The 20,201-nt window shown below is 62.3% G+C and carries 17 protein-coding genes and 1 tRNA gene; 6 read left to right on the forward strand and 12 right to left on the reverse strand.

Translation table 11 applies throughout. The features are described from left to right. Nucleotides 1-43: 43 nt before the first annotated feature. From KIG99_RS00610 to hslO, 5 genes are all read left to right on the forward strand, one after another. Nucleotides 44-2,365, forward strand: a complete 2,322-nt coding sequence (locus tag KIG99_RS00610; protein WP_226458291.1) for a Tex family protein — start codon at nt 44-46, stop codon at nt 2,363-2,365. A gap of 114 nt (nt 2,366-2,479) precedes the next feature. Further along, nucleotides 2,480-3,796 carry a ferredoxin reductase family protein gene (locus KIG99_RS00615; RefSeq protein WP_226458292.1) on the forward strand — a complete coding sequence of 439 codons (1,317 nt, stop codon included), beginning with the start codon at nt 2,480-2,482 and terminating at the stop codon, nt 3,794-3,796. A gap of 2 nt (nt 3,797-3,798) precedes the next feature. After that, nucleotides 3,799-4,425 (forward strand): esterase/lipase family protein, encoded by a 627-nt coding sequence (locus KIG99_RS00620; protein ID WP_226458293.1) that lies wholly within the window; start codon nt 3,799-3,801, stop codon nt 4,423-4,425. Nucleotides 4,426-4,485: 60 nt separating this feature from the next. Next, a complete protein-coding gene (locus KIG99_RS00625) occupies nt 4,486-4,830 on the forward strand; it encodes an arsenate reductase (protein WP_226458294.1) in 345 nt (114 codons plus the stop codon). Beyond that, nucleotides 4,827-5,705 carry an Hsp33 family molecular chaperone HslO gene (hslO, locus tag KIG99_RS00630; RefSeq protein WP_226458295.1) on the forward strand — a complete coding sequence of 293 codons (879 nt, stop codon included), beginning with the start codon at nt 4,827-4,829 and terminating at the stop codon, nt 5,703-5,705. Before KIG99_RS00625 ends, hslO begins: the two co-directional genes overlap by 4 nt. A gap of 68 nt (nt 5,706-5,773) precedes the next feature. Here hslO and KIG99_RS00635 read toward each other — a convergent pair whose 3' ends face one another. The 12 genes from KIG99_RS00635 to acs form a co-directional block, all read right to left on the reverse strand. After that, complete coding sequence (locus KIG99_RS00635; protein WP_226458296.1) at nt 5,774-6,076, reverse strand: STAS domain-containing protein; 303 nt, start codon at nt 6,074-6,076, stop codon at nt 5,774-5,776. Between the two features lie 102 nt (nt 6,077-6,178). Beyond that, nucleotides 6,179-6,269 (reverse strand) — tRNA-Ser (locus KIG99_RS00640). 35 nt (nt 6,270-6,304) lie between these two features. Then, entirely contained in the window at nt 6,305-6,574 is a 270-nt protein-coding gene (locus tag KIG99_RS00645; RefSeq protein WP_226458297.1) for a hypothetical protein, read from the reverse strand. Nucleotides 6,575-6,580: 6 nt separating this feature from the next. Next, complete coding sequence (locus KIG99_RS00650; protein ID WP_226458298.1) at nt 6,581-6,829, reverse strand: DUF4212 domain-containing protein; 249 nt, start codon at nt 6,827-6,829, stop codon at nt 6,581-6,583. Continuing rightward, entirely contained in the window at nt 6,826-8,865 is a 2,040-nt protein-coding gene (locus KIG99_RS00655; RefSeq protein ID WP_226458299.1) for a sodium:solute symporter family protein, read from the reverse strand. Before KIG99_RS00655 ends, KIG99_RS00650 begins: the two co-directional genes overlap by 4 nt. A 7-nt stretch (nt 8,866-8,872) precedes the next feature. Further along, complete coding sequence (locus tag KIG99_RS00660; RefSeq protein WP_226458300.1) at nt 8,873-9,553, reverse strand: hypothetical protein; 681 nt, start codon at nt 9,551-9,553, stop codon at nt 8,873-8,875. Nucleotides 9,554-9,555: 2 nt separating this feature from the next. Continuing rightward, nucleotides 9,556-11,469: a DUF294 nucleotidyltransferase-like domain-containing protein gene (locus KIG99_RS00665; protein WP_226461771.1), complete on the reverse strand. Its 1,914-nt coding sequence runs from the start codon at nt 11,467-11,469 to the stop codon at nt 9,556-9,558. Between the two features lie 229 nt (nt 11,470-11,698). Then, nucleotides 11,699-13,858, reverse strand: coding sequence for a 3'-5' exonuclease (locus KIG99_RS00670; RefSeq protein WP_226458301.1), 2,160 nt, complete (start codon nt 13,856-13,858; stop codon nt 11,699-11,701). 102 nt (nt 13,859-13,960) lie between these two features. After that, complete coding sequence (locus KIG99_RS00675) at nt 13,961-14,332, reverse strand: response regulator transcription factor (protein WP_226440148.1); 372 nt, start codon at nt 14,330-14,332, stop codon at nt 13,961-13,963. 16 nt (nt 14,333-14,348) lie between these two features. Then, nucleotides 14,349-17,060, reverse strand: coding sequence for a sensor histidine kinase (locus tag KIG99_RS00680; protein WP_226461772.1), 2,712 nt, complete (start codon nt 17,058-17,060; stop codon nt 14,349-14,351). 3 nt (nt 17,061-17,063) lie between these two features. Then, complete coding sequence (locus tag KIG99_RS00685; protein ID WP_226458302.1) at nt 17,064-17,258, reverse strand: hypothetical protein; 195 nt, start codon at nt 17,256-17,258, stop codon at nt 17,064-17,066. A gap of 186 nt (nt 17,259-17,444) precedes the next feature. After that, complete coding sequence (gene acs / locus KIG99_RS00690; protein WP_226458303.1) at nt 17,445-19,406, reverse strand: acetate--CoA ligase; 1,962 nt, start codon at nt 19,404-19,406, stop codon at nt 17,445-17,447. Between the two features lie 252 nt (nt 19,407-19,658). Here acs and KIG99_RS00695 point away from each other — a divergent pair, with 252 nt between their 5' ends. Beyond that, nucleotides 19,659-20,195 carry a TIGR00645 family protein gene (locus KIG99_RS00695; protein WP_226458304.1) on the forward strand — a complete coding sequence of 179 codons (537 nt, stop codon included), beginning with the start codon at nt 19,659-19,661 and terminating at the stop codon, nt 20,193-20,195. Nucleotides 20,196-20,201: the final 6 nt, after the last annotated feature.

A 20,201-nucleotide genomic window follows, 5' to 3' on the forward strand; every position in this document is an offset into this window, starting at 1 on the left:
TTGCGCATAGTTCACCCCCCTTTTTTGCTGCACTGCCGCATCCATGCTCGCACCCATCGAACACCGCATCGCCATCGAACTGGGCGTCCGCCCGGCTCAGGTCAACGCCGCCATCGCCCTGCTCGACGAAGGCGCCACCGTTCCCTTCATCTCGCGCTATCGCAAGGAGGCGACCGACGGCCTCGACGACACCCAGTTGCGCAACCTGGAAGAACGCCTGACCTACCTGCGCGATCTCGAAGACCGGCGCACGGCCATCCTGGCCAGCATCGAGGAACAGGGCAAGCTGACGCCGGAACTCAAGGCCGAGATCAGCGATGCCGAAACCAAGCAACGCCTGGAAGACCTTTACCTGCCGTACAAGCAGAAGCGCCGCACCAAGGCGCAGATCGCCCGCGAAGCCGGCATCGAGCCGCTGGCCTTCAGCCTCCTAGAAGATCCGAATCTTTCGCCAGAAGACGAAGCCGCCAAGTTCATCAACGTCGACGCCGGCTTTGCCGACACCAAGGCCGTGCTCGACGGCGCGCGCCAGATCCTCATGGAAAAGTTCGCCGAAGATGCCGAACTGCTCGGCGGCCTGCGCCAATACCTCAGCGAACACGGCCACGTCCGGTCGACCGTCGTCGAAGGCAAGGAATCCGAAGGCGCCAAGTTCCGCGACTGGTTCGACTTCGCCGAGCCGGTCACCAGCATGCCCTCGCACCGCGCCCTCGCCCTGCTGCGCGGCCGCAATGAAGGCATGCTGCAAGTCGCGCTGGTGCTCGACTCCGAACTCGACGAGGAAGCCGTCAAGGCCGGCCCGAATCCCTGCGAGCAGCGAATTGCCGTGCGTTTCGGCATCAAGCCGCAAAACCGCCCGGCCGACAAATGGCTGGCCGACACCGTGCGCTGGACCTGGAAGGTCAAGATTTACACCCACCTCGAACTCGAACTGATGAACGAGCTGCGCGAGCGCGCCGAGGAAGAAGCGATCCGCGTCTTCGGCCGTAACCTGAAAGACCTGCTGCTCGCCGCCCCGGCCGGCCAGCACGTCACGATGGGCGTCGACCCGGGCATCCGCACCGGCTGCAAGCTGGCCATCGTCGACGCCACCGGCAAGATGCTCGACCACGCCACGATCTATCCGCACGAACCGCGCTGCGACTGGGACGGTTCGATGTCCACCATCGCCCGCCTGGCCGCCAAGCACGGCGTATCGCTGGTTGCCATCGGCAACGGCACGGCCAGCCGCGAAACCGACAAGCTGGTGCAGGATGTCATGAAACGCTACCCGGAAGCCCGGCTGCAGAAAATTGTCGTTTCCGAAGCCGGCGCCTCGGTCTATTCGGCCTCCGAATTCGCCGCCAAGGAATTTCCGGATCTCGACGTCTCGATCCGCGGCGCCGTGTCGATCGCCCGCCGCCTGCAGGACCCGCTCGCCGAACTGGTGAAGATCGATCCGAAATCGATCGGTGTCGGCCAATACCAGCACGACGTGTCGCAATCCAAGCTCGCCAAGAATCTCGATGCCGTGGTTGAAGACTGCGTCAATGCCGTCGGCGTCGACGTCAATACCGCCTCGGTGCCGCTGCTCACCCGCATTTCCGGCCTCAACGGCAGCCTGGCTGCGAATATCGTCAGCTACCGTGATGCCAACGGCGCCTTCCGCTCGCGCGACGAACTGAAAAAGGTGCCGCGCCTCGGCGACAAGACCTTCGAACAGGCCGCCGGCTTCCTGCGCGTGCCGAACGGCGACAACCCGCTGGATAGCTCCTCCGTTCACCCGGAAGCCTACCCGGTAGTCGAGAAAATCATTGTCGACCTCAACAAGTCGATCAAGGAAATCCTCGGCGACAGCCGCGCCCTGAAAGGCCTGAATCCTTCGAAATACACCGACGAACGCTTCGGCCTGCCGACCGTGCAGGACATTTTCAAGGAACTGGAAAAACCCGGCCGCGACCCGCGTCCCGAGTTCAAGACGGCGACCTTCGCCGATGGCGTCGAAAAGGTTTCCGATCTGCGTCCGGGCATGATCCTCGAAGGCGTCGTCACCAACGTCGCCGCCTTCGGTGCCTTTGTCGATATCGGCGTGCACCAGGATGGTCTGGTGCATGTCTCGGCCCTGTCCAATACCTTCGTCAAGGACCCGCACACCATCGTCAAGGCAGGCCAGGTGGTCAAGGTCAAGGTGCTCGAAGTCGATCTGCAACGCCAGCGCATCGCGCTGACCATGCGCATGGGCGACGAGCCGGGCCAGGCCAAGCGACACGACGGCGCGCCGGCTGGACGCGGCGGCCAGAATCCGACGCGACCGGCTCCGCGCAGCACCGGACCGGCCCCGGCCAACAACGCGATGGCCTCGGCCTTCGCCAAGCTGAAGCGCTAAGCACCCCGAACCGCCTGCTCCGCCAGGCGGTTTTCATTTGCTTACACTCTGCAACAGCCCATCGCCGGAGAGCGGCGTAGACTGATGTCATCGCAATACCAGATGAACAACATCATGAAACGCCCTCTCCTCGCTCTCGCGCTGGTTCCTTTAGCCCTGTGGAGTATTTTTGCCCTGCCCGACGTGCTGGCCGCCAATCCGGAAGGTTTCTGGGCCTGGCGCCGCCCGCTGATCATCCTGTCCGGCCTGCTCGCCCTGTGGTGGATGAGCGCCGGCATGCTGCTCGCCGCCCGCCCGCGCTGGCTGGAACAGCGCTTCGGCGGCCTCGACAAGCTCTATCGTCTACACAAGAACATCGGCATCGGTGCCGGTCTCCTGGTCCTCACCCACTATCTGCTCGAATGGCTGCCCAAGAATCTCGCCAAGGCGGGCTGGATCGTTGGTCCGAACCGGCCGCGCGGACCTCGCGGCGAACCCGAGATGTGGATAGACCTGGCCAAGGAAGTCGGCGAATGGGCCGGTTACATCCTGCTCGCACTGGTTGTCATCGCCCTGGTCAAGCGCGTTCCCTATCGTTATTTCCGGCTGGTGCACAAGGCCTTCGGCCTCGTCTTCCTGGCCGGCGCCTTCCATGGACTGATCCTGCTCCCTGCCACCTTCTGGCAAAGCCCGCTCGGCTGGCTGACGGCCACACTCGCCGCCGCCGGCATCATCCCCGCCCTGCTCTCGCTGAGCAACCGCATCGGGCGTAACCGCCAGTACCCGGCAAGCATCGAAACGCTCCGCCAACCTGATGCGCAGACGCTGGAGATCGTCTGCCGTTCGCCGGCCTGGCCCGGCCACCAGGCTGGCCAGTTCCTCTTTGCCGATTTCGGCAAGACCGGCGAAGGCGCCCATCCCTTCACCATCGCTTCCGCATGGCAAGCACAGCAAGGCACGCTGACCCTGGCGATCAAGGCACTCGGCGATTACACGGCGGCCCTGCCGGGCAACCTGCGCGTCGGCCAGCAAGTCGTCCTCGAAGGTCCCTACGGCAAATTCGATTTTGCCGATAAAAATGCAGTCGACCGTGCGCCGCAGGTCTGGATCGCCGGCGGCATCGGCATCACGCCCTTCCTCGCCAAGCTCGACGAGCGTGTCGCGCAAAAAGGCAGCGCCGGTGAAGCCGATCTGTTCTACTGCACGCGCGCCGCCAGCCCCTTCCCCGAGCAGCTCGCCGAACGCTGCCAAGCCGCCGGCGTACGCCTGCATCAACGCCTGACCGACAGCGATGGCCCGCTTGATCCGGCCGATATCAGCGCCTGCCTGAAGCCGGGCAGCAGCGTCTGGTTCTGCGGCCCGGGTGCCTGGGGTGCCGCCCTGGCCAGAACGCTGACCGGCAACGGCCTGCCCGCCACCGCCTTTCATCGCGAAATGTTCGAATTCCGCTAGGCATGCAGGTTCTCTTCATCCACGGCATGGGCCGCTCGCCACTCTCCGGCTGGCCGATGCTGCGCCGCTTGCGGCAGGCCGGGCTGAACACGGCAAGTTTCGGCTACAGCAGTCGTCGGGAAGACTTTGCTGGCATCGTCGCACGCCTCGCCAGCCGCCTTGAACAGCTTGCAGCCGGCGGCGACTACATCCTGATCGGCCATTCGCTGGGCGGCGTCCTGCTGCGCGCCGCCCTCGCCAGTCTGGCGCCGGACTGCAAGCGACCACAGCACGTTTTCCTGCTCGGCTCACCAATCCGCCCGGCCCGCCTCGCCGGACAGCTGAGCAAAAACCCGGTTTTTCGCCTGTTGACCGGTGACAACGGCCAGTTGCTGGCGAGCCGCGAACGCATGCAACACATTCCGCCACTTGCCGTGCCGACCACCGCCATCCTCGGCACGCGCGGCCTCAACTTGCGCCGCGGCCCCTTCGGCAGCGACGCCAACGACGGCGTGGTCGCCGTTTCCGAAGCAACCGCCGACTGGATCAGGGACGAAATCCACCTGCCCGTCGTGCATACCCTGCTGCCAAGCAGCCGCCTGGTCAGCACCAGCATCCTGCACCGCCTGCGCCAACGCCACCTGGCCTGACGCAGTGCCGGCCGACGCGGCGCTGTTATCATTCGCCTTTTGCGACAAACAGCGACTGCAATGATCAAAGTCTACGGCATCAAGAACTGCGACACCATGAAGAAAGCCTTCGCCTGGCTGAGTGAAAACGGGATCGCCTACGAATTCATCGATTACAAGAAGACCGGCGTGGCCGAAAGCAATCTGCCGGACTGGAGCGCCCGCGCCGGCTGGGAAGTGCTGCTCAACAAGCGCGGCCTGATGTGGAAGAAACTGACCGAAGAAGAGCGCACAGCGGTCGACGCAGAAAAAGCCCTCAAATTGATGGCGCAATACCCGGCCCTGATCAAGCGCCCGGTGCTCGACACCGGCAGCAAGCTGCTGGTCGGCTTCAGCCCGGAAAACTATACGGAACAACTCAAATGAGCAGCACCATCCAGCGTTTCCTCTTCGACGGCCTCGACATTCGCGGCGCCATCGTCCGCCTCGACGACTGCTGGCAGCAGATGCAGGCCGGCCGCGACTACCAGCCGACAGTTGCCCAACTACTCGGCGAAACTGCAGCCGTCACGGCGCTGATCGCCGGCCAGTTGAAGCAGCCCGGTCGCCTGACCCTGCAATTGCGCGGCAACGGCCCGATCCAGCTGCTGGTCATGGATTGCAACGAACAACTGCAGATGCGCGGCATGGCGCGCAGCAACCCGGTCGTCCTGCCGGCCCCGGTACCGGAACTGCTCGGCGCCCATCAGGGCGGCCAGCTGATGATGAGCCTCGATCTACCGACCGCGCGCCAACCTTACCAGAGCTATGTGCCCATGGTCGGCGAGAGCATTGCGGAAATTTTCGAGCACTACCTGGAGCAGTCGGAACAGCAGCCCTCGCGCCTGTTCGCCACGGCCAATTCCAAGGCGGCCGTCTGCCTCTTCCTGCAGAAGATGCCGCAGGCCGACAACCACGATCAGGATGGCTGGAGCCGGATCAGCCAGCTGGCGGCGACCGTCAAGCCGGCCGAATTGCTCGAACTCGATGCCGAAACCCTGCTCGGCCGCCTTTTCCACGAAGAAATTGAAGCGCGCGGCCTGCGCGTGTACGACGCCCAGACCGTCGTCTACCACTGCCCGGAAGATCGCGAGAAGGTGGCCGACATGATCCGCAGCCTGGGCAAGGCCGACGCCGAGACCATACTCGCCGAACATGGCGAAATCCTGATCCGCGACGACATCTGCAACCGCGATTACCGCTTCAGCGCCGCCGACGTCGCGCAGCTGTTTGCCGACAGCGAGGCCGGCAAGCTGCACTGAGCGACAAGCAGGCAAAAAAAACCGCCAATTTTGCGATTGGCGGTTTTTTTACGTCCCAGGATCGGAGCTTAGCGGATCGTGAAAAGCCGATGAAAATTGGCGATATCGATGATCTGCTTGACGGTCCCCCGACAATTGACCAGCACGATCGACTTGCCGGCAGCGCCGGCCTCTTCCCGCGACAGCAACAGGGAACCGAGGGCAGAACTGTCGAGGTAATCAACGCCGTCGAAATCGATCTCCAGCACAGTGCAAGGAGCGGCCAGCTGTTCTTTGACGGCCTTGCGAAAATCCCGGTGCTCGGAAAAGCCGAAACTTCCCCGTAGCGTGATGGTTGCGACCGTACCAACGAGCTGGCTCGAAATAAACATGGATTGTCCAATCGGTGAGTCAAGAGAAAAACGCCTGTTTGCGCACAGGGTAAATGCAAAAGGCCCGGTTTCCTAATCCGGAAAACGGGCCTTTCAGTATCTTGGCGGAGCAGGCGGGATTCGAACCCGCGGTAGGGGATTACCCTACACACGCTTTCCAGGCGTGCGACTTAAACCACTCATCCACCGCTCCAAGAGCCGCGCATTCTAGCAGAAAGCTGGCGTTCGTCAATGCAGTTTTCGCAGAAAAGCCAGACCAGTCCAGAGAAAGAAGAGAATCAGGAAAGTGGCGAAGCTGATTTTCCGGTCACCTGTTCCGCGCGGCAGCATGCCGGCAACCAGTTGGCGGGGCGCTCTCGTAACCAGGGAAAACAACTGCCACACCGGGTTGACCGTACATCTTGTCCCTGACAGCAGAAAAAGCACGCCCTGCCCGATCAGGCAGAGACCGAGCATTTCGATGATTGCGCGCAGCGCACCGATCAGGAAATCCGGCACGGCAAGCTATTGGTCTTCGATGCCGAACTCGGCATCCAGCTTGCGCATGCGGTGGTTGTAATACCAGATGATCAGCAGGTAGATGAACAGCAAGCCCTGCGCCCCCAGGTAAAAGCCGAGCGGGAAGCCGAAGAGCTGGAAGTGGTTCAGTTCGCGGGCAAACCAGTTAAGCACGAAGGTGACAAAAACCCACAGCACCAACAAGCTCAGTGTCAGACGACGGGTCTTGCGCCAGTAGAGATCGCGCGCCTTCATCGCCCGCCGTCCTTCCCGCTGCGCCGGATGCCCTGGAGAAAATCACCGCCCTCGCCATCCGCTCGCGTCATCAGGCTGACGACGATGATGGTGAGGAAGCCGGCAAAGACACCAAAAACACCCGCCGAGGTCGAATGCACATGGAACCACGGCGCCATGCCGATTCCCTTGATACCCAGCCAGGGAATGCTGTCGAATTCGACCCGCAGGATGTAGTAGATGCTGAGCAGCATGCCGACCAGCATGCCGGCCAGCGCACCGGCGCGCGTCGCCCGTTGCCAGAAGATACCGAGTACGAGTGCCGGGAAGAAGGCCGAGCCGGCAATCGAGAAAGCCCAGGAAACCATCGACAGGATGGTGCCCGGCTTTTGCGCCGCCACCGTCGCAGCCAGCACGGCGACCACCAGCAGCATCGACTTGGAGATCACCAGCCGGAACTGGGTCGAGGCATCCGGCCGGATGATGCGGTAGTAGATGTCGTGCGACAACGAACTGGTGATGGTCAGCAGCAAACCGTCGGCGGTGGACAGCGCCGCCGCCAGGCCACCGGCGGCGACCAGGCCGGAAACGACATAGGGCATGCCGGCGATCTCCGGCGTGGCGAGCACGATCACGTCGGGATTGAGCGCCAGTTCGGCCAGTTGCAGGATCCCGTCGCGATTGATGTCCTCGATGCTGACCAGCCCGATCTTGGTCCACGCCGCAACCCAGCTCGGCAATTTGGCAATCGGTATTTCGACCAGGTGGGACAGCACTTCGTACTTGGCAAAAACAGCATAGGCCGGCGCCGTGATGTAGAGCAGCAGGATGAACAGCAGCGACCAGAACACCGAGTCGCGCGCCTGACTAACCGTCGGCGTCGTGTAGTAGCGGGTCAGGACGTGCGGCAAGGCTGCAGTACCGATGGTCAGGCAGAAGATCAGCGCCAGGAAATTGATGCGCTCCGGCAACTGCTGCTCGGCAGTCTCGCCGGGGAAGGCTTCGGCATGGCGCACCGGCGGCTGGCTACGGTCGACCGCCGAATACATCGCATTTTCCCAGCGCACTTTCGCCTGCTCCGGATCGTGCGGCAGTTCGCGGCGCTGTTTCTCCAGCGCCACGATGTCCTTCATTTGCGCATCACTCGCCTTGAGCTCGTTGATCCGCGTCGAGATCTGCTCGCGCTCGAGGTTCAGTGAGCTGGGCAGTTGCATGATCTTTTCGGCGTACAGATCGGCCCGCTCGCGATAGAGCTGGCGCACCTCGATTTCGGCCGGCATGTTGAACAGCTTGTCCTCCAGGCGCCCGACTTCCTGCAGCACCTGGCCATAGACCAGTTGCGGCACCGGATTGCCGGTGACATTCCAGGACAGGATGGCGACCGGCGTCACGTAGGCGATGATCAGGATCACGTATTGCGCCACCTGCGTCCAGGTCACCGCTTTCATGCCGCCCAGGAAGGAACAGACGAGAATGCCGGCGAGGCCGACAAAAACGCCGATCTCGAACTGCAGACTGACGAAGCGGCTGGTAATCACGCCGACGCCGTAAATCTGCGCCACGACATAGACGAAGGAGGCCAGGATGGCGGCGGCGACAGCAATCACGCGAATGGCGTTGCCACCATAGCGGGCGCCGAGAAAATCGGGAATCGTGTATTCGCCGAAGCGGCGCAGATAGGGGGCAAGCAGCAGCGCCACCAGCACGAAGCCGCCGGTCCAGCCGATCACGAAAGCCAGCCCCTGATGCCCCGACAAATACAGCGTGCCGGCCAGGCCGATGAAGGAAGCCGCGCTCATCCAGTCGGCACCGGTCGCCATACCGTTGAAGAAGGCGGGCACGCGGCGCCCGGCGACGTAATACTCGGAGACATCCGAAGTGCGGCTCATGATGCCGATCACCGCGTACATCGAGATGGTGAAGAAGAGGAAGGCGTAGCCGATCCAGCGCGGCGGCATGCCGTGCTGCTCGAGCACGGCAAGCGCCCCGATGAACGCCAGGAAACAAACCGTGTAATACAGGTAGTAGCGCTGCAACCTGGTCAGGGATGAAAACATGCGACGCCTAGTGCGTGCGACGCAGGAAACTGCTGGCGCGCGACTCATCGACCAGGCGGCCCGGCGTGTCGATGCCCTTGCCGCTGACCCGGACCAGCAACATCTGGAAGATGCGGGCCAGCATCAGGGTGTTCTCCATCGCATCGCGCCGGCCGCTGCCACTCGCCAGGCCAAAAAGGTCGAGCCAGTGATCGAGCGGCTGCAGGGTATGCGACTTTTCCTCGAACATCGACGGCAGCAGCCAGGCGAGATCGACCCAGTTCGGCTGGAAATCGATGCCCAGGCGCTCCTTGTAGATGCGTTGCAGGAAGCCGCCGACATAGGGCACGTGATAGGTCACCAGTGGCGCCTTGGCGAGGAATTGCAAAAAGGCCATCAACTGGCGGTCGACCGCCTGCTGCTGCGCTTCACCCTCGCCTTCGATGGCGCTGAAATCGAGATAGAACGCGTCATCCGGCACGACCATGCCGGCCTCGCGCACGCCGGCCGCGGCAATGCCGAGCAACTCGTCGCTGTCCGGCTTGAGGCCGCTGCTGACGATGTCGATGACGACATAGCGCACATGAAAATGAGCCTCGTCGAGCTGTGGACCGCTGCTCGCACGCCAAACCTCGATCGCAGCCTTGACGTCATCAGGCAGATGCGCCGGCGAACCATCCTTGAACAGGAATTTCCGGATTCCGAACATTTCTAGTTCACCTGGTAGTCGAGTTTGAGGCGCGTCTGCAGCTTGCGCGCCTGACGGAAGGATTCCTTGAGAATGCGGCGATCCAGTTCGTTGAGGTCGTCCGGATTGATCAGGTTGTCGCCCTGGGTGCCCGGTTCGCCTTCCAGATACTGGTGTTGCAGGCGCAGGAACTGGATGAAGTCCATGCCTTCGAGCACCGCGTTGACCTCGTCGTCGCGGATCGACAGGCGCTTCGAGGCGAGGCGCAGGCGCTGCACGGAATTGGTGTTGTGCACACCGGTCGCCAGCGCGTAGATGCGGGCGACGTCGACGAAGATGCGCGAGCCGTATTTCTTGAGGTCGATCTTGCCCGGATGATCCGGTTCGAGATCGGTCAGGAAATCGCGGATCTTGCCGAGCGGCGGCTCGACGTCGAGCGCGTTGTGCGCCATGGCACGCAGGAACATCGGGTTCGACGAGGTCTGCGCCAGCAGGTGACGGCGCATCGCTTCAGCCAGCTCGACCTTGCCGAACAGCGGCCGGAAGTCGAAAAAGATCGTCGCATTGAGCAAGGCCTCGGGCTGCGGCACGCGGATCCACTGGCTGAACTGCTCCTTCCATTCGTCGAGCGACAAACACCACTGCGGGTTGCTCGCCATGATGTTGCCCTTGCACAGCGGGAAGCCGCAGCGGTCGAGATCCTTGTTCACGTCCAGGGCAAAGGCCAGGAAGCGGGTTTTCAGCTCGCCAACGGTCAACCCGTCGGGCACGGCATAAACGATGCCGTTATCCTGGTCGGTGCTGAAGGTCTGCTCGTCGCGCCCTTCCGATCCGAAGGCCAGCCAGGCCCACTCGATGCCGTCAAAGTTGTGGGTTTCCAGGTTGAGCTGGATGACGCGCCGGGTCAGCGCATCGTTGAGCGCCGAGATGAACTGCGTCAACTGTTCGGCGCCAACGCCCTGGGCCAGCATGTTGAACGACAGCTGGCGTACGTCGGCCGCCGCCTGCTGCAGCGCCTCGACGTTATGTGCGCCGTCAATCGACTGGCGAATCTGGCGCAGACCAACCCGTTGCAGCGCAAAGAGATCGCGCTCGGAGACCACGCCGGTCAGCTTGCCTTCGGCATCGGTGACCAGCACATGGCGAATGCCATGCGTCGCCATGGCCAGCATGGCATCGTAGGCGGTGGCATGCTCTTCGAGCTTGAACGGGGCCGGCGACATGGCCTGGCTGATCGGCGCATCGTGCGGCAGATCGGCGAGCACGACGCGATCAAGCAGGTCGGAGCGGGTGAACACGCCGACCGGCTTGCGATCTTCGCCGGCAATGACCAGGGAACCGACCTTGGCCGCCGACATGGTTTCGAGCGCGGCACGCACCGGCGTTTCCGGCGCCACGGCGACCGGCGAACGCGAACCGATACCGACCAGCGGCGAATTGAGCGTCTGCTGCTCGTTGGCGCGCTGGGCGAATTGCAGTTGCAGCTGGCAGCGCGACTGGTCGAGCAGGCTGGCGATGTACTGCGTGCAGAACAGGTTGAATTCCGGGCTGCTGGTCATCAGCTGCATGAAGTCTTCGGCCGGCAGCTGGTAGCAGAAAACATCATCGACCGCGGTGTAGGTATTGGTCGACGGACGCCCGGCCGTCACGGCGCCGATCGGGAAGCTCTCCCCTGCCCCGAGGCTGAGGATCGAATACTCGGTCACCGTCACTTCACCGGCCTGGCGCGCCTGCACCTTGCCCGACTCGATCAGGTAGAAGTACCGGACGTTGCCGGCTTCCGGCCCGACAATTTCGCTGCCGGCCGAATGAAAGACCAGTTGCGCCTTGTCGGCAAAGGCCTGCAGCGCATCGGCCTTCATCTTGTTGAACGGCGCATGATTCTTCAAGAAGGCCAGCGTATTGCCGGCGACGCGCCGGCGCCCTTCCTGGCGCAACGAGACTTCAACGGGTTCCAGGGCTGTTTGTTCCGTTTGCGTATTCACGACAACCTCGATTTTCTCAGAGAGCTTAGTTTAACTTGAGGCGCAAAGGCAGCGCCTCGTGCGGGATGGCCGTTCTCTCGCGCAGCGCTTCGCTGCACGGCCGGCCGGGACAAAACAGGCAAAAATTCCGCGTTGACCGTACAGAAGGCTGCGGCGACTGGCGGGAATACCGGGAAGTTCATCAGTACTTGATCCGGGCGTAATAGGTTTTTTCCGAAGCTTCCAGCGCCTGGCGTACCGTCACGATGCCCATGTCGGCGAGCAAGGGCACCAGCTTGAGAAAGACCTCGCCGGTCGCCAGCGAATCTTCCAGCGCGTTGTGCCGGGTATCGATCTGAATGCCCAGACGCTCGAGGATCACATCCAGCTTGTGCGACTCCTGGTTCGGATGCACGACAGCCGAGAGCAGCAGCGTATCGAGCACCGGCTGCGTGAATCGGATGCCGGTGCGCTCTTCCTTGAGCTGCAGGAAGCGCATGTCGAAAGCCGCGTTATGGGCGATCAGCACCGTGTCTTCGCAGAACTGGTGGAAGGCCGGCAGCACGGCGTCAATGTTCGGCTTGCCGCGCACCATGTCCTCGGTGATGCCGTGGATGGGAATCGACTCGGGCTTGAGCGGGCATTCCGGATCGATGATCTGGTCGAAGACCTCCTGGCGCAGCAGGCGGTTGTTGACGATGCGCGCCGCGCCGATCTGGATGATCTCGTCGCCGTTCGACGGCTCCAGCCCGGTCGTCTCGGTATCGAACACGGTACAGGTCAGGTCGGAAAGTTTGCGGTCGAGATCGATCGAGCGGTCGTCGAACTTGAACAGGTCGAAATCGTAATACTCGGGCCGGCCGGTAACCTGGCGCTCCTCGATCATCACCTCGGCATCGGGCGTCGCGACCGGCAGCACGAAGCGGAAATAGGCGCGATGCGCCGCCTTCTCGCGCTGATACCAGATTTCGCCGCCATGCCGGTCGATCACATCGCGCAGCGTGAGCGGCGAGGTGTCGCCGCCAACCTGCATGCTTTCCATTTCCCAGGTGTAGAAGGTCTCGGAAGACATCGCCGGCCCGGCCCAGATCAGGTCGAGATAGGCGAGCCGGCCCTCGCTGCTCAGACGGAAGCGCAGCTCGCGCGGCTCGTAGTGATCCTGCAGGCGGCCGGCCAGGAAGACCAGTGCGAAAACCAGCGAAAAACTGTCCGCCTTGAGCCACAGGCTTTCGTCGACTTCCTCGCACTTGATCGGCAGCTTTAGACGCTCTTCAATGCGCCGGCGGGCGGCGGAGATGACATCGACACCAAGAATGTCTTCGAGCGGCCAGCGCGTCTTCAGCGAGTCGGAGAACTGGCTCATCGTCTGGTCGATCGACTGGCTGCGCTTGGCGACCTCGTCGTCGATGACGTGCAGGAAGCGGCCGCGCTGCTCCGGCTCCATGTCCGGGTAATCGAGCAGGTTGGCGACCGCGGCGCGGATATTGGCAATCGCCGAGCGACTGCCCTGACTCAGCGCATGCAGCGCCTGGTCGCGTTTTTCTTCTTCCTCGATGCTGCGCGTGATGTTGTCTATGGTCAGCACATAGCCCGACATTGCCGCGCCGGCGGCTTCACCGGCACCCGGCATGACCGGCACCATCTGGATGCGCAACAGCTGGCCGCCGCGCGTCGTGGTCGTAAAACTGGCGTGCGGCGTCTTGCCGGCCGCCAGACGCAGACGAATGACATCGCCGGCGTGCTCGACCTGGTTCTTTTCGAGAATCGAGAAGATCGAACGGCCCAGACCGATCAGTGCCCCGCCCGCAGCCGAGGTCGGCCCCAGCGCCAGCGCCTTGAACTGCAGGCGGGCGCGGTTGTTGTAAAGCAGGATGCGACCATCGAGATTGCACACGACCACCGCCTGCGACAGTTCCGACATCAGCGCCGCCAGACGATTCTTCTCTTCTTCGACCGAGGCCTTGGCGCGCGCAATCTGCGCATCGACATCGTCCATCAGCTCATCGCGTTGCTGCGCCAGTTCATTGGCGGCCTGGGCCAGTTGCTGCACTTCCGGCGGACCATCAAGCTCGACCCGGAAATCGCGATTGGCGCGCAGCATCAGGCGCAGGGTTTCCGACATGCGCAACAGGCCTTCGACGTATTGCTTGAACAGCTTGTGCAGCACCATGACACCGATCGCAAAGCCGAACAGCGTCATCATCGTGCCGACCGGCAGGCGCGAGACGAGCAGCTCGGTCAGCATGTTGCGCTCGGCTTCCTTCATGTCCAGCCAGACCAGCAGGGAGGTAACGACAAACGGCCCGGTCATCAACAGACCGAGCACGACGACGGCAAAGATAAAACGATGTTTGGCCTTCATGACACACTTCCTGATTTTTGTTGCCGGCGCCCCGGCATTTTTGTGCATTCTGGACGGTCGACCGGTACGGAAAGCTGATTTTCCGTACCCGGCCGCGCAAGATCAGGCGACGCCGAGCATGCCCTTGACCCGGACCACCAGGTCCTTGGTCGAGAACGGCTTGGTCACATAGGCATCGGCGCCGATCGCCAGTCCTTTGGCGACCTCGGTATCGCGCCCCTTGGCGGTCAGCATGACGATCAGCAGCCCGGCCCGCGCCGGATCGGCGCGCAAGGCCTCGCAGACTTCATAGCCGGACTTCTTCGGCATCATGACGTCGAGCAAAACGAGATCCGGATTGAAGCTGGCGACCTTGGCCAGCGCTTCGTCGCCATCGACGGCGACGGCAACCTCGAAACCTTCCTTTTTCATCAGGAATTCGAGCGAAATGACGATGTTGGGTTCGTCATCGACGATCAATATTTTTTTGGCCATGAGTTTGTCTCCCTTGTTATGCCTCAGGTGCCGGCAAGGGCACCGTGAAAATGAAAGTTGCGCCTGCTCCGGGCTGACTTTCAACCCAGAGATTACCACCAAAATATTCCACAATCTGCCGGCTGATCGGCAGTCCGAGGCCCGTGCCCTGCGGCTTGTCGGTCAATGTGTTGCCGCCCTGGCGGAACTTCTCGAAAACCAGCCGGCATTCGTCGGCACTCAGCCCCGGTCCGTTGTCGGCCACCTCGACGCGCACACTGTCGGCGAGCGAAAACACCCGCACCCGAACCAGGCCAACACCACCCGGCACGAACTTGACGGCGTTCGACAACAGGTTGATGACGACCTGGGTCAGGCGGTCGCGGTCGACCTGCACTTGCGGCCCGTTTTCCGGAATCTCGCCGCTCAGGGCGACCTCTTTGTCGCGGAACAACTGTTCCAGTGAAGCCATCGCCTCGCGCACCACGGCGCCGATGTCGACCGCCGCGCTGGTCCATTCGGCATGCCCGGATTCGAGCTTGGCAAGATCGAGAATCTGGTTGATCAGCCGGGTCAGGCGCTCGGTCTCGCCGACGATGATGCCGAGAAAGCGCGTCCGCTCGGCGAGTTCGAGGCGCGGATCGTCGTGCAGCATTTCGGAAAAGGCGCGGATCGAGGTCAGCGGCGTGCGCAATTCGTGCGTCACGGTCGCGATGAAATCGTCCTTCATGCGGTCGACCTCGCGCAAACGCTCATTTGCGGCGCGCAACTCGCTGGTCGCCACTTCCAGTTCGCGCTGCTTGTTTTCCAGCTGGTGGCTGTAGGCGCGCACCTGCGTCGCCTCGTCGAGAATGCCGAGCACTTCGTCGAGCCCGAGATCTTCTTCCTGCGCCACCGAGGCGACCATGACACGCGCACTGGCCGAACCGATCGCCGCCGCCAGTTCGCCCTCGGCAAATTGAACGAAGCCCGCATCAGCCGGCAACTCCCGCCAGTCGGCCTGACCGCGCGTCGCGGCATGCGCCGCCAGTTGCTGACGAGCCCGGGCCGGGCCAAGAAAGCGTTCGAGCAAGGCAACCAGCTGCGGCTGCGAAGCATTGCCACGCCACAAACGGGCATCGGTCGCACCGCCCGCGTAGCGGAAGACATCGACAAAACGTTCGGCCTGCCCGGCTTCGGTGGCATCCGGCCGCGAGTTGAGCGACACCAGAACATACAGGCCGATATTGGCAAACAGGCTCCACAGCAGGCTGTGCGAGATTTCGTCGAAGCCGCTCAGACCGAACAACGCCTGCGCCTTGAGCCCGGCCAGACCAAACAGGCCATGGACAACAAAGCCGTCATCGATCCAGCCCGAACGCGCAAAGGATGGCAGCAGCAAGGTATAGAGCCAGACCGCGAAACCGCCGAGCAGGCCGGCCGCCGCGCCGGCCCGGGTACCCTGCTTCCAGTACATGCCGCCGAACATGGCCGGCGCGAACTGGGCGACCGCAGCAAAGGAAATCAGGCCGATGCCGACCAGCGCATAGGCTTCGCCGGCAGCGCGAAAATAGACATAGCCAAGGAGCAGGATCAGGCCGATCGCAATGCGCCGGATCAACAACAGCAAGCCCGACAGGTCGCGCCCTTTTTCGCCCTGCAGCCAGGTCGACCGTAGCAGCAAGGGCATCGCCAGATCGTTGCAGACCATCGTCGACAAGGCGATGGTTTCAACGATGACCATGCCGGTCGCCGCCGACAGGCCGCCGATGAAGACAAGCAAGGCCAGCGCCTCGGCGCCGTGGGCGAGCGGCAGGGTCAGCACGAAGGTATCGGGATTGACGGCCTGACCGGAGAAATGCAGCAAACCGCCGAGCGCGACCGGCAGCACGAAAATATTGATCAGCAAGAGGTAGAGCGGGAACAGCCAGACGGCACGCTTGAGGTGCGCCTCATCGACATTTTCGACGACGATGATCTGGAACTGGCGCGGCAAAAAGATGATGGCCAGTCCGGAGAGCAGGATCAACGCGGTCCACGTGCCGGCGCGTGCCGAATCCGGTTGCAGCAGGCGCGCCAGTTCGGGCGATGCGGCGGCGCGCGCGAAGAGATCGGAAAAACCGTCGAACATGCCGTAGGTCACGAACAGGCCGACCGCCAGGAAGGCAAACAGCTTGACCACCGACTCGAAGGCGACCGCCGCAACCATGCCTTCGTGGCGCTCGGTGGCATCGAGATGGCGCGTCCCGAACCAGATCGTGAACAAGGCGAGCACCGCGGCGACCAGCAGCGTCGAATCAAGCCACCAGGGCAGCAGGCGGTGCCGGTCGCCGGCGAACAGCACATCGACACTGGCGGCGACCGCTTTCAGTTGCAGGGCGATGTAAGGCACGACGCCAATCACCGCGATCACGGTCACCAGACCGGCCAGCAGCTGGCTCTTGCCGTAGCGCGCCGCGATGAAGTCGGCGATCGAGGTGATGCGCTGCGCCTTGCTGATCCGGATCATTTTCAGGATAACGCCGGTAAACAGCAGCATCAGGGTCGGACCGAGATAGATGGTGAGAAAGGACAGGCCGCCCGAAGTCGCCCGCCCGACGCTGCCGAAAAAGGTCCATGACGTGCAGTAGACCGCCAGCGACAGCGCGTAGACATTGGCCGAAATGATCGAGCGCCCGGCATCGGCCCGCGCCTCGCCATGACGGGCAACGGCAAAGAGCACGGCGAGATAGGCCGCGGCAATCAGGGAGATGAACCAGCCGGAAAGCAGCACCTACTTCCCCTTTCGCTCGGCGACCCCGGCCGCCAAGGCGATCAGCCCGCCCCACACGGCAAACAGGTAAACATAGCCGGCCGGCAGACCCAACCAGTTACCTTCCGGCAAACCGAGCAGCGGATAGGTCAACAGGGGGATGCCGAGCAGCCCAAGCGCCGCCAGGCGCTGCCGCGACAGACTCGCGCGCTTCATCGCACCCTCCAAAAATAGAAAACGGCTGACACGCAAAGCGTGCCAGCCGTTGTTGGCATGCAGTCTGATGCGACCACACGGGAGGCCTCCTTTTGGGTGGCCATTGTCTCCTCCTTGCCTTTTAGTCTGTAGAGGCGGCGTGGCAAGCTCGCCGCCTCTTGGGCTCAACCGGGAACGAAAAGGTGATTAACCCTTGAGTTGTTCCAGGATGGCCGGATTCTCGAGCGTCGAGGTGTCTTGCGTCAGTTCCTCGCCCTTGGCCAGACCACGCAGCAGACGACGCATGATCTTGCCCGAACGGGTCTTCGGCAGGTTGTCACCGAAACGGATGTCCTTCGGCTTGGCGATCGGACCGATTTCCTTGCCAACCCAGTCGGACAGCTCCTTGATGATGCGCTTGGCGTCGTCACCGGTCGGGCGCTGGCCCTTGAGCACGACGAAGGCAACAATGGCTTCACCCGTAAGGTCGTCCGGACGGCCAACCACGGCAGCCTCGGCAACCAGCGGATTGGCAACCAGCGCGGACTCGATTTCCATCGTGCCCATGCGGTGACCGGAAACGTTGAGCACGTCGTCGATACGACCGGTGATGGTGAAATAACCGGTGTCCTTGTCGCGGATCGCGCCGTCGCCAGCCAAGTAGTACTTGCCCTGGAAGTCAGCCGGGTAGTAGGACTTGACGTAGCGCTCGTCGTCGTTCCAGATCGTGCGGATCATCGACGGCCACGGCTTCTTGCAGACCAGAATACCGCCCTGACCCCACGGCAGATCGGCACCGGTCTCATCGACCACGGCGAACTGGATACCCGGGAACGGCAGGGTGCAGGAACCCGGCACCAGCGGGGTTGCGCCCGGCAGCGGGGTGATCATGTGACCACCGGTTTCGGTTTGCCAGAAGGTATCGACGATCGGGCAACGGCCGCCGCCGACATTTTCGTAGTACCACGTCCAGGCAGCCGGGTTGATCGGCTCGCCAACCGAACCGAGGATACGCAGCGACGACAGGTCGTAGCTCTTCGGATGGACTGCGGCATTGTTGTCGGCAGCCTTGATCAGCGAACGGATCGCGGTCGGGGCGGTGTAGAAGATGGTGGCCTTGTGATCCTGGATCATCTTCCAGAAACGACCGGCATCCGGGAAGGTCGGCACGCCTTCGAAAACAATTTCGGTGGCGCCACAGGCAAGCGGGCCGTAGGTAATGTAGGTGTGACCGGTGACCCAGCCGATGTCGGCCGTACACCAGAAGACGTCCGACGGCTTGATGTCGAAGGTCCACTTCATGGTCATGATGGCGTGCAGCAGGTAGCCGCCGGTAGAGTGCTGAACACCCTTCGGCTTGCCGGTGGAGCCGGACGTGTAGAGCAGGAACAGCGGGTGTTCGGCTTCGACCCATTCCGGTTCGCAGACGTCGGACTGGTTGGCGACAGCGTCGTGCAACCAGGTGTCACGGCCAGCAACCATATTGACTTCGGCGCCGGTGCGTTTGAAGACGATGACGTTCTTGACCGACTCGCAACCACCCATGGCGAAGGCTTCGTCAGCGATCGGCTTGAGCGGGATGGCCTTGCCGCCGCGGAACTGGCCGTCGGAAGTGATCAGGGCAACTGCGCCGGCATCATGGATGCGATCGCGCAGGGACTGGGCGGAGAAGCCGCCGAAAACGATGGAGTGGATGGCGCCGATACGGGCACAGGCCTGCATCGCGCAGATGCCTTCAACGGTCATCGGCATGTAGATGACGACGCGATCGCCCTTCTTGACACCCATGCCGCGCAGGGCATTGGCAAACTTGGCAACCTTGGAGAGCAGTTCCTTGTAGGTGACCTTGGTGACTTCGCCGTTGTCGGCTTCGAAGATCAGGGCGACTTTTTCGCCGAGACCGGCTTCGACATTGCGGTCGAGACAGTTGTAGGAAACATTGAGCTTGCCGTCGGCAAACCACTTGAAGAAGGGAGCGTTCGATTCGTCCAGTGACTGGGTAAACGGCTGCTTCCAGGTGATCATTTCACGGGCACGCTTGGCCCAGAACTCCGGATAGTCAGCTTCCGCTTCCGCGCACAGGGCACGGTAGGCATCCATCCCGGAAACCGCCGCATTCTTGACCATTTCTTCGGACGGATAAATTAGCTGCACGGACTCATTCGACATATTTTTCTCCTCTGCGGTACTTCGCGCTTTTGTTGAAACAACCGATCGGATCTCGGGTTTGCCCCGGGACTATTTAAAGCCGCCCAAGCTGGAGAACTGCTCACTCCCCTCGCCAGCGTTGAGGCGGCATTAGACGTTGATAATCTTACAAAGGCCTTACGAAATCACGCTGCGCCGCAGCAATTCGGCATATACCGGAGGCGCCGCGGCAGCGTGATAAACTTCGCCTCCCCGACTCAAAGCAAAGCCCCGATGAACTCTCCGATCAAGCATCTCGAATCCTTCATTTTCGCCAGCCGCTGGATCCAGGCACCGCTCTACCTTGGCCTGATCGTTGCCCAGATCGTTTATTGCTGGCTGTTCATGGTTGAGCTGAGCCACCTGGTTCACAACGCGATCGATGCAGCCCACATCAGCGAAGCCGAAATCATGCTGGCCGTGCTTGGCCTGATCGACGTGGTGATGATCGCCAACCTGCTCGTCATGGTCATCGTCGGCGGTTACGAAACCTTCGTTTCCCGCCTCGATCTCGACGACCATCCGGACCAGCCGGAATGGCTGTCGCACGTCAATGCCGGCGTCCTCAAGATCAAGCTGTCGACGGCGATCATCGGCATTTCATCGATTCACCTGCTGAAAAGCTTCATCAATGCCGCCAACCTGTCCGAGCAAACGCTGATGTGGCAGGTGATCATTCATGTCGTATTCCTTTTCTCCGCCCTGGCCATGGCGCTTGTCGACAAGACCATGACCCAGACCCTCGCTCTTCAAAACCAAAAACACCACTAAAAACGG

It is taken from the genome of Quatrionicoccus australiensis (assembly GCF_020510425.1).
Lineage (GTDB): Bacteria > Pseudomonadota > Gammaproteobacteria > Burkholderiales > Rhodocyclaceae > Azonexus > Azonexus australiensis_A.